The 10,395-nt window shown below is 72.8% G+C and carries 7 protein-coding genes and 1 pseudogene; 5 read left to right on the forward strand and 3 right to left on the reverse strand.

Translation table 11 applies throughout. The features are described from left to right. Positions 1–46: 46 nt before the first annotated feature. The 3 genes from QK440_RS27510 to QK440_RS27520 all read left to right on the forward strand — a co-directional run bounded on the left by QK440_RS27510 (position 47) and on the right by QK440_RS27520 (position 3,314). Positions 47–1,312 (forward strand): glycosyltransferase family 4 protein, encoded by a 1,266-nt coding sequence (locus QK440_RS27510; RefSeq protein WP_282795922.1) that lies wholly within the window; start codon positions 47–49, stop codon positions 1,310–1,312. Next, positions 1,309–2,175: a hypothetical protein gene (locus QK440_RS27515; protein WP_282795923.1), complete on the forward strand. Its 867-nt coding sequence runs from the start codon at positions 1,309–1,311 to the stop codon at positions 2,173–2,175. The genes QK440_RS27510 and QK440_RS27515 overlap by 4 nt, the downstream gene beginning before the upstream one ends. 83 nt (positions 2,176–2,258) lie before the next feature. After that, on the forward strand, positions 2,259–3,314 hold the full coding sequence (locus QK440_RS27520; RefSeq protein WP_282795924.1) for a YafY family protein: 1,056 nt from the start codon (positions 2,259–2,261) through the stop codon (positions 3,312–3,314). Here the strand turns inward: QK440_RS27520 and ctaD are convergent. Further along, a pseudogene (ctaD, locus tag QK440_RS27525) lies at positions 3,247–4,887 on the reverse strand (cytochrome c oxidase subunit I); the annotation flags it as partial. The gene QK440_RS27520 and the pseudogene ctaD overlap by 68 nt on opposite strands. Before the next feature lie 482 nt (positions 4,888–5,369). On the opposite strand from ctaD, the gene QK440_RS27530 reads away from it, so the two are divergent. Further along, positions 5,370–5,585, forward strand: a complete 216-nt coding sequence (locus QK440_RS27530; protein ID WP_282795925.1) for an I78 family peptidase inhibitor — start codon at positions 5,370–5,372, stop codon at positions 5,583–5,585. A 242-nt stretch (positions 5,586–5,827) separates the two neighbouring features. Here QK440_RS27530 and QK440_RS27535 read toward each other — a convergent pair whose 3' ends face one another. Continuing rightward, a complete protein-coding gene (locus tag QK440_RS27535; RefSeq protein ID WP_282795926.1) occupies positions 5,828–6,844 on the reverse strand; it encodes a phosphatase PAP2 family protein in 1,017 nt (338 codons plus the stop codon). A 265-nt stretch (positions 6,845–7,109) separates the two neighbouring features. Further along, positions 7,110–8,189, reverse strand: a complete 1,080-nt coding sequence (locus QK440_RS27540; protein WP_282795932.1) for a glycosyltransferase family 39 protein — start codon at positions 8,187–8,189, stop codon at positions 7,110–7,112. A 416-nt stretch (positions 8,190–8,605) separates the two neighbouring features. Here QK440_RS27540 and QK440_RS27545 point away from each other — a divergent pair, with 416 nt between their 5' ends. Next, positions 8,606–10,222, forward strand: coding sequence for an MFS transporter (locus tag QK440_RS27545; RefSeq protein WP_282795927.1), 1,617 nt, complete (start codon positions 8,606–8,608; stop codon positions 10,220–10,222). Positions 10,223–10,395 lie beyond the last annotated feature (173 nt).

Here is a 10,395-nt window from a genome sequence, read left to right on the forward strand (position 1 = left end):
CGGACGAGACGGACTGTCCACGAGCAAGCGCTGGATACGGGGACGTATGCATATCTCTTTCCTGATTCACAACGCGTACGGGATCGGAGGGACGATCCGGACGACGTACAACTTGGCGAACACGCTCGCCGAGCAGCACGACGTGGAGATCGTGTCGGTGTTCCGCCACCGCGAGGACCCGGTCTTCACGCCCGACCCGCGGATCAGGCTGCGCCACCTCGTCGACATCCGCAAGGACAGCCCCGGCTACGAGGGCGACACCGCGGCCTACAAGACCCCGGCCACGGTCTTCCCGCGCGCCGAGGGCCGCTACGCGCAGTACAGCGCCCTCACCGACGAGCGGATAGCGGCCCACCTCGCCTCCCTCGACGCGGACGTCGTCGTCGGCACCCGGCCCGGCCTGAACGTGCACGTCGCCCGCCAGACCCGGCGCGGCGTGCTGCGCGTCGGCCAGGAGCACCTCACCCTCGACAGCCACTCGCGGGAGCTGAAGCTCCAGCTCCGCAGCGTCTACCCGCGCCTCGACGTCCTGACCACGACGACCGAGGCCGACGCGCGCGCCTACCGCAAGCGGATGCGACTGCCCGGCGTGCACGTCCAGGCCGTGCCCAACCCGGTGCCCGCCCCCGCCGTCGAGCCCGCCGACGGCTCCCACAAGTGGGTCGTCGCCGCCGGCCGGCTCGCCCCCGTCAAGCGGTACGACCTGCTGATCCGGGCCTTCGACAAGGTGCGCAGGGAGCGCCCCGACTGGCGCCTGCGGATCTACGGCGGCGGCAAGCAGAAGGACAAGCTGCGCCGCCTGATCGACGACCTCGGCCTGTACAACCACGTGTTCCTCATGGGTCCCGCCCACCCCATCGAGCCCGAGTGGGCCAAGGGCTCCATAGCGGCCGTCAGCTCCAGCCTGGAGTCGTTCGGCATGACGATCGTCGAGGCGATGCGCTGCGGCCTGCCCGTCGTGGCCACCGACTGCCCGCACGGCCCCGGCGAGATCATCGACAACGGCGTCGACGGCCGCCTGGTGGAGGTCGGCAACCCCGACGCCATCGCCGGGGGACTGCTCGAACTCATCAACGACGACGCGCTGCGCCGCCGGATGGCGAGTGCCGCGCTCAAGGACTCCGAACGCTTCGACCCGGCACGCATCGCCGAGCGCTACGAGACGATGTTCGGCGGCATGCTCCAGCGCGACGGATCGCTGGGCGGCCGGATGCGCGGCTCGATGCACCGCGCCAGGGGCGTCCTGCTCAGCGGCGCGTACGCCGTACGGGACGCCGGAAGAACCGCACCGACGAAGGGGCGCTTGGCATGACGGCCGTGTCCACCCGGGACACCCTCGGTACCGACGAAGCACGCGCGGCCGGACAGGGCCACGACCAGCCGCAGCCACCGCGCGCGGACTGCATCGCCGACTCCGCGGGCGGTCTCACCTTCGACATCACCGACCCCGGCGGCGAGGGCGCCGCCCACCTGCTGCTGCGGCTGCGCGACTCCGAGCCCGCCGCCGAGGTGCGGCTGCCGCTGACGCCCGCCGCCGACGGGCGGCTGCGCGCCGCGCTGCCCAGCAGCGTCGAGCTGGCCGAGGGCCGCTGGAACGCCTACGCCGAGGTGGACGGCGAGGAGCCGCGCCGCCTGCTGCCGGGCCTCAACGACCTGCGCTCGCTGGTCGACCGGGTGCCGAGCGGCAGCCGCGGCCACGTCTTCGTCCGCATCCCCTACGTCACCAAGCAGGGCAACCTCTCCGTGCGCGCCTGGACGCGGGCGCCGCACGCCGAGGCGGGCGAGCTGGACATCGCCGCCGACGGCCTCACCGCGCACGGCCGCGTGTACGGCACCGCCCTCGGGGCCGGCGCGCGCGTCGAGGCGGTGTTCCGCACCGGGCCCGAGCGCGTGGTGCGCGCCGACGTGACCGCGCAGGGGCCGGAGTTCACCTTCCGCCTGCCGTACGCCGACCTCGCCGACGGGCACGGTCCCTGGGACCTGTGGCTGCTGCCGGACGGGGACGAGGGGCCCCGGGTGCGCCTGGCCCGGCTGCTCGACGACGTCGCCGACAAGAAGCCGATCTTCACCTACCCGGTGACGGCGCTCACCGCCGGGACCGGCCGGGTCGAGGCGGGCCCGTACTACACGGCCGACAACGACCTGTCGGTCATGGTGCGGCAGGCGTCCGGCTGACCCGGGCTCCGGAGATCGAGGGCCGTAGCGGTCCGGGGGATCGAGGACCGTAGCGGTCCGCAAGGGGCGGCAGAATCACCTCCATGTTGGAGACTTCCGCACGACTGCTACGGCTGCTCTCGCTGCTCCAGGCCCACCGGGAGTGGTCGGGCGCGGACCTCGCCGAACGCCTCGGCGTGACCCCGCGCACGGTCCGCCGCGACGTGGACCGGCTGCGCGAGCTCGGCTACCCCGTCAACGCGAGCCCCGGCACCGGCGGCGGCTACCAGCTCGGCGCGGGGGCCCAGCTGCCCCCGCTGCTGCTCGACGACGACGAGGCCGTCGCCGTCGCGGTGGGCCTGCGCACCGCCGCCGGGCAGGGCGTCGAGGGCATCGGCGAGAGTTCGGTGCGCGCCCTCGGCAAGCTCGAACAGGTGCTGCCGAGCCGGCTGCGGCGCCGGGTCGGCGCGCTGAACGCCTTCACGGTGCCGATGCTGCACACGCCCCGGGAGCAGGCCGTCGACCCCGCCGTGCTCACCGAACTCGCCGCCGTCTGCCGGGACTCCGAGCGGCTGCGCTTCGACTACCGCGACCACGGCGGCGCGTCCAGCCGCCGCGCCGTCGAGCCGCACCGCCTGGTGTGCACCGAGCGCCGCTGGTACCTCGTCGCCTGGGACCTGGACCGCCGGGACTGGCGCACGTTCCGCGCGGACCGGATCACGCCCCGGCCGCCGCACGGCCCGCGCTGCGCGCCCCGCACCCCGCCCGCCGAGGACCTCGCCGCGTACGTCTCCCGGGGCGTGTCCACGCGCGCCTACGCCGAGCAGTCCACCGTCCGGCTCCTTGTGCCGCTGGAGGAGGCCGAGCGGCGGGTGAAGCCGCTGGACGGCACCCTGGAGGCCGAGACCGAGGCCACCTGCCTGCTGCGCACGGGCGGGGCGAGCCTGGAGTTCCTCGCCTTCCACGTGCTCTTCCTCGGCCTGGAGTTCGAGGTGGTGGAGCCCGTGGAGCTCATCGACCGGATCCGCTCCGCCCGGGATCTCCTGAGCCGGGCCCTGGACCGGGGTGGTCCGTCTGGTCGTCCGGCGCCCGCAGCGCCGCCACCTCCGGATGGTGCAGGTCGAACGCCGGGGCCTCCGAGCGGATCCGGGGCAGCGTGACGAAGTTGTGCCGCGGCGGCGGGCAGGAGGTCGCCCACTCCAGGGAGCGGCCGAACCCCCAGGGGTCGTCGACCTCCACCTTCTCGCCGTACTTGGCCGTCTTCCAAAGGTTGTAGAGGAAGGGCAGCGTGGACAGGCCGAGCAGGAACGAGCCGATGGTCGAGAGGGTGTTGAGCGCGGTGAAGCCGTCCGCGTCCAGGTAGTCGGCGTACCGGCGCGGCATGCCCTCGGCGCCCAGCCAGTGGTGCACCAGGAACGTGGCGTGGAAGCCGGCGAACAGCGTCCAGAAGTGCATCTTGCCGAGCCGCTCGTCGAGCAGCTTGCCGGTGAACTTCGGCCACCAGAAGTAGAAGCCCGCGAACGTCGCGAAGACGACCGTGCCGAACACCACGTAGTGGAAGTGCCCGACGACGAAGTACGTGTCGGTGACGTGGAAGTCCAGCGGCGGCGAGGCCAGGATCACCCCGGTGAGGCCGCCGAAGAGGAAGCTGACCAGGAAGCCCGTCGCCCACAGCATCGGCGTCTCGAAGGACAGGGACCCCTTGAGCATGGTCCCGGTCCAGTTGAAGAACTTCACGCCCGTCGGCACCGCGATGAGGAACGACATGAAGGAGAAGAACGGCAGCAGCACCGCGCCGGTCGCGAACATGTGGTGCGCCCACACGACCACCGACAGGCCGGTGATGGCCATGGTGGCCCCCACCAGCGGCAGGTAGCCGAAGATCGGCTTCCGGCTGAACACCGGGATGATCTCGGTGATGATGCCGAAGAACGGCAGCGCGATGATGTAGACCTCCGGATGCCCGAAGAACCAGAAGAGGTGCTGCCACAGCAGCGCGCCCCCGTACTGGGCGTCGAAGACCACGGAGTGGAAGCGCCGGTCCGCCTCCAGGACGAGCAGCGCCGCCGCGAGCACCGGGAACGCGATCAGCACGAGGATCGACGTGAACAGGACGTTCCAGGTGAAGATGGGCATCCGGAACATGGTCATGCCCGGCGCCCGCATCCCGATGATGGTGGTCAGGAAGTTCACCGCGCCGAGGATCGTGCCGAAGCCGGACAGCGCGAGCCCCATGATCCACAGGTCGGCGCCGATGCCGGGGGAGTGCTCCAGGCGGTTGAGCGGGGCGTAGGCGAACCAGCCGAAGCTCGCGGGCCCGCTCGGCACGAGCAGCGAGCCGAGCACCATCAGGCCGCCGAAGAGGAACAGCCAGTACGACAACATGTTCAGGCGCGGGAACGCGACGTCCGGGGCGCCGATCTGGAGCGGCATGATCTCGTTGGCGAAGCCCGCGAACGTCGGCGTCGCGAACAGCAGCAGCATGATCGTGCCGTGCATCGTGAACATCTGGTTGAACTCTTCGTTGGTCATCACCTGGAGGCCGGGGCGGGCCAGCTCGGCCCGCATCAGGAGCGCCATCACCCCGGCGATCAGGAAGAAGACGAACGAAGTGATCAGATAGAGGTGGCCGATCTTCTTGTGGTCGGTGGTGGTCAGCCAGTCGACGACGATCCGGCCCGGTGTCCGCTCCCGCGCCGGACGCTCCGCCGCCCGCACCGTCTCCGTCCCCATCGCTTGCCCCTTCGCCGTCGCGTCCTGGGCTGCCCGAAGCACAGGCCATGATGCTCGCGTGCCCGGGACTCCAACAGGGGGCGTACGGGTGGACCGCGCCGGGGCGCACTCCGGTCCGCGGTACGGCGAACGACGGGAACCATGAATTCCCCCCGCTCCGTCACCTCCCGTACGGGGCCGGGAAAACGGAAAGCGGAAGGGCCCAGCGAAGGCATTCACGGGGATTCGCACAGGCCTTCCCGGGGTTCTCCGCCACCTCGGCGACGACGCTTATGGAAGGCGGCGCGAGACGGTCGCGAGAACGCCGGAGTTCGCCCCGAATTCGGCCCGGACGGGGGCGGAACCGCTCGTACGTGTGACGGAGCCGGACCGAAACGCACGTCGTGATCCTGTGACAAAAGCGTGACCGGAGAGGTATCCGTGACGCATGGTGCGCGGGCCGGCCCTTCCGCGCCGCGACCCGGCCGCCTACCGTGGCGGGCATGGCACCCATCCCGACTCCCCCCGTCGAACCCCAGGACAGCCCGGACTCCTACGTCGGCCTCGACGCCGCCGAGGCCGAGAGCCGGGCGCGCGCCCGCGGCTGGACCACCGTGAGGTCGGTGCCGCCGGGCACGTTCATCACGATGGAGTACCTCGCCGGAAGGCTGAACTTCGAGGTCGAGGACGGCTGCGTGCGGCGCTCCTGGAAGGGCTGACCCCTCCCCGCGCACCCGCCGCCCGTCGCTCCTGTACCCATACGCGGACCGTGCCGCAGCACGCGGCGCCCCGCACGCGGCGCCCCGCACGCGGGTGTCCGTACGCGGGTGTCCGTACGCGGGCTTCCGTACGCCGGCTTCCGTACGCGGCGAAGGCCCCGGCTCCTGGGCGGAGCCGGGGCCTTCGTGGTGCCGGGGGCCTGCGGGGGGCTGTGCGTACCGTCCCCGCGGCGCCCGCGGGGTCAGCCGCCGGCGAGGGGCCGTGCCGAGGTGCCGCGGACCCGCTCCGGGTGCGGCGGCCGGCGCGGGCCGGTCGGGGTCACCGGGGTGCGCTCGCAGCGGGCGGTGTGCGGGCCCGGGGCGAGGTAGGCGGGCGTGCGGGGCCGGGCGGCGGCGACGGGCTCGCGCACGGACGGCTGGTCGCCGGTGCCGGACGGGGTCCGCTGCCGCACCAGCGCCGGGGCCGGCACCGGGAACGGCGTCGGGACGGCGGCGGACGGGCCGCGGCCGAGGGCGCGGTCGCGCAGGCCGAGCAGCCAGGGCTCCAGGCGGGCGGCCAGCGGCTCGAACCAGGGCAGCGCCAGCAGGACCAGCAGCCCCGCGGCCCAGCCGAGCAGGACGTCGCTCAGCCAGTGCGTACCGAGGTAGACGGTGGTGAGGCCGACGCTGAGCGAGACCACCGCGGACAGCGCCGACAGATAGCGGCGGGTGCGCGGCGTCGAGGCCAGATAGGCCAGGATGCCCCAGGTCACGACGGCGTTCGCGGTGTGGCCCGACGGGAATATATCGCCGCCCTGCCACATCTCGTTCGAGCCGATCACGGTGGCGTAGTGCGGACCGAGGCGGCCCATGCCGATCTTGGCCGCGCCCACCGTGGCGTTGAGCAGCAGCAGGGCCGTACCGAACATCAGCAGCGGGCGCAGCGTGTGCTGGCGCCAGGAGCGCCAGCCCAGCCAGGCCGCGACCATCACGGCGGTCGGGCCGCGCTGGCCGAGCACGACCCAGTAGTCGAGGAAGCCGTGGATCTCGGGCCACTGCTGGTAGGGCCGGAAGAACATGACCTGCCAGTCGAACCGGACGAGCCAGGACGTCGTCAGGACCGCGACCACGATGGCGAGATAGAAGCCCAGCGTCGAGCCGAGGAGCACGACTCTGTGCCGGCTCATCCTCGGCTCGTCGAGGTGAACCGGCCGTTCCGGCTCACGGTCTAGCCGGGCGAAGAGCCGGTCCAGACGGGTCAGGTTTCGTTCGGTACGCACCCAATCGACGTTACAGCGAGTGAGCGCCCATCCAGGTCGAATCGGTGGGGTTGTGATGACGATGTGATGTGGCATTGATCTCAGGCCCCGGATTATTCCTGCCGGAATCCCTATTCGGCGGGGGACCTTTTACCCAATTCGTTGATCATTGGTCGGGTGGTTTTAGCCGCCTTATGAAATGGTTCACCGGGAGCTGGTGTGGATTTCCCCCGGCGCTCACCCGGCGCGCCGCCGCAATGATCTTGAATGGGTGATCTTGGCGTGATCAGGGCGGCCCGGAACCGTTCAGCCAGAACGCCCCGTACACCGCGCCGACCACGGCCGCACCTCCGATGACCAGCGCCGATCGCGAGGTCCGCAGGCGGGCGAGGGCCACCGCCAGGGGCAGCAGGAGCGGGAAGGCGGGCATCAGCAGGCGCGGTTTGGAGCCGAAGTAGCCCGCGGCGCACAGGGCCAGCGCCAGCACGACGCCCGTGTAGACGAGCAGCGGCAGCGGCTGGCGCTGCCGGACCCCGAGGACGTACAGCCACAGCAGCAGCGCCACCCCGGCGATCAGGCCGAGCCCCGCGAGCGCGCCCGGCACCGAGGTGAACTTGTCGCCGACGAACCGGGCGAAGGCGTAGCCGCCGTCGAAGCCGTTGCCCCACTGCCGCTGCACGTCGAGGTAGCCGAACAGGCCGCCGCCGGTGCGGTGCCCCACCCACAGCACGTACCCGGCGGCCCCGAGCGGCGCGAGCAGCACACCGAGCGCGAGACGCGGCTCGACCCGGCCCCGGCGCCGCGCCGCGAGGGCGGCCGCCGCCCACAGCGCGAGCACCACGGCACCGCCCACCGGCCGGGTCAGCCCCGCCAGCGAGGCGAGGGCACCCGCCGACACCCACCGCCCGGTGAGGACCGCGTACAGCGACCACGCGGCGAGCGCCGTGAACAGCGACTCGCTGTACGCCATGGACTGCACGACGCCGACGGGCAGCACCGCCCACAGCGCCACCGCGCACACCCCCGCGCGGCGGCCGTAGACGTGGTCCGCGACGGCGAAGATCCCCCCGGCCGCGCAGAGCGACGCGACCGCGCTCACCGCCAGGCCCGCGTCCGCGTACGACAGCGGGGTGAGGGCCGACACCAGCCGCTCCAGCCAGGGCAGCAGCGGGAAGAACGCCAGGTTGGAGTGGACGCTCCCGTCCGGCAGCCGCACCTCCCAGCCGTAGCCGAACTCGGCGACGCGGGTGTACCAGAGCGAGTCCCAGCGGGCGGACAGCAGGGTGTGCGGGCTCTTGCCCGCCGCGGCCGCCCATGCGGCGAGCACCGCCAGGCCCAGTGCCCGGACCCCCGCGTACACGAGCAGCGCGGGCGCTGCACCGCGGAGGCGGGCGGGGGCGCCTCTGGCGGGGGTGCCGCTGCCCGCGGGGGTGCCGCCCCCTGCGGAGGGCTGATCAAGATCTGTCACCGGGGGATTATCCCCGGGCGGGGCGCTGGCCCGGGGCCGCGCCCCGGGGCCCCTCTCTTATGGGTCTTATGGGTCTTATGGGGCTTCGCCCCTTTCCCCCTTCCTTGGCGCTTCGCGCCTCGTCCTCAAGCGCCGGACGGGCTTTTTCCCTGTGGCGCACGCCATAGCGTCGGGGGGCAACCATGAGAGGTCCGCCACGCGCGGTGCGGACGGACTCGCGTACGCTGACGGGCACTCGCCGTTCACAGCCGCCACACCGGGACGTCTCCACCCCGATGGGCCGCATTCGCGAGGGAACACTGGGAGGTACGCACATGTCCGGGACGACCACGGCCGCCGCTCCATCCGGCCGTCGGACCCCCGGTGCGGGTGCCAACCGCTGGGTCGTGCTCGTCGTCCTCTGCGTCAGCCTGCTGCTCGTCGCCGTCGACGCCACCGTCCTGCACGTCGCCGTACCCGCCGTCACCGAGGACCTCAAGCCCGGCGCGATCGAGCTGCTGTGGATCGTGGACATCTATCCGCTGGTCTGCGCCTCGCTGCTCATCCTGTTCGGCACGCTCGGCGACCGGGTCGGGCGCAGACGCGTGCTGCTCCTCGGCTACGCCCTGTTCGGCGTCGCCTCGGCCGTGGCCGCCATCGCCGACACCGCGCACGTCCTCATCGCCGCCCGCGCGCTGCTCGGCGTCGGCGGGGCCATGATCATGCCCGCGACGCTCTCGATCCTGCGCCAGGTCTTCCCCGACCGGCGCGAGCGGGCCCTCGCCATAGGGATCTGGAGCGCGGTGGCGGCCGTGGGCGCGGCCGTCGGGCCGCTGCTCGGCGGCTTCCTGCTCGAGCACTTCTGGTGGGGCTCGGTCTTCCTCATCAACATCCCGCTGATGCTCGTCAGCCTGCCCGTCGGCCGCGCGCTCCTGCCGGAGTCCACCGGCGAGCGCGACGGGCCCTGGGACGTGACGGGCGCGCTGATGGCCGCCGCCGGGCTCTTCGGCCTGGTCTTCGGCGTCAAACGGCTCGGCGGCGAGGATCCCCTCGGCTCGACGACCCTGGCCTGCCTCGTCCTCGGCGCGGGCCTGCTCCTCGCCTTCGTCCGCAGGCAGCGGCGGCGTACGCATCCGCTCGTGGACCTGGCCATGTTCACGCGGCCCGCCTTCAGCACGTCCGTCGGCTGCATCGTGCTCGCGATGCTCGCCCTCGTCGGGCTCGAGCTGATCGCCGCCCAGTACCTCCAGCTCGTGCTCGGCCTGTCGCCGCTGGAGACCGGCCTGCGGCTGCTCCCGCTCACGATCGCCGCCATGGCCGCCGGCCTCGCCGGGTCCCGGATGCTCCAGCGCTTCGGGCCGCGCCGGATGGTCGCCGCCGGGTTCTGCCTCACCGCGCTCGCCGTGGTCGCGCTCATCGGCATGGGCGGCGAGGACAACGCGCCGCTGCTGCTCACCGGCTTCGTACTGCTCGGCTTCGGCCTGGAGACCACGCTCTTCGGGGCGTACGAGTCCATGCTCAGCGAGGCGCCGCAGACCCAGGCGGGCGGTGCCGCCGCCATCGGCGAGACCTCGTACCAGCTCGGCGCGGGCATCGGCATCGCGCTGCTCGGCAGCGTCATGAACGCGGCGTACGCGCCCGGTCTCTCCTCCGTGCGCGGGGTTCCGGCGGCGGACAGCGCGGCGGCCGGGCACTCGCTGGGCGAGGCCTACGAGGTCGCCGACCGGCTCGGGGGTGCGCAGGGGGCCGCGCTGCGGGCCGCCGCGCGGGACTCCTTCGTGCACGGGCTGCATGTGACGCTGCTGGTCAGCGCGGGGCTGTTGCTTCTGGGGGCGTTGGCCGCGCTGCGGTTGCCGTGGCGGATGGAGTGCGGGGGCGCCTCCGGCGAGGGGCAGCCGACGATGCCCGCGCCGCGGGAGGAAGCCGGGGTCCCGGCCAAGTCCTTGCGCTGACCCGCGCGGGCCCTGCCGGGGGCTCCCCAAGCCCGCCCCTTCCCGAAACCAGGGGGCTCCGCCCCCTGGACCCCCGGATCGCGCTGACGCGCTCGTCCTCAAAACCCCGGCCGGGGTGTTAGAGGCCGGGCGGGGGGGGGGGGGGGGGGGGGGGGCGGCGCAAAAACGGGGGG

Source organism: Streptomyces sp. CC224B, from assembly GCF_030010595.1.
Lineage (GTDB): Bacteria > Actinomycetota > Actinomycetes > Streptomycetales > Streptomycetaceae > Streptomyces > Streptomyces longispororuber.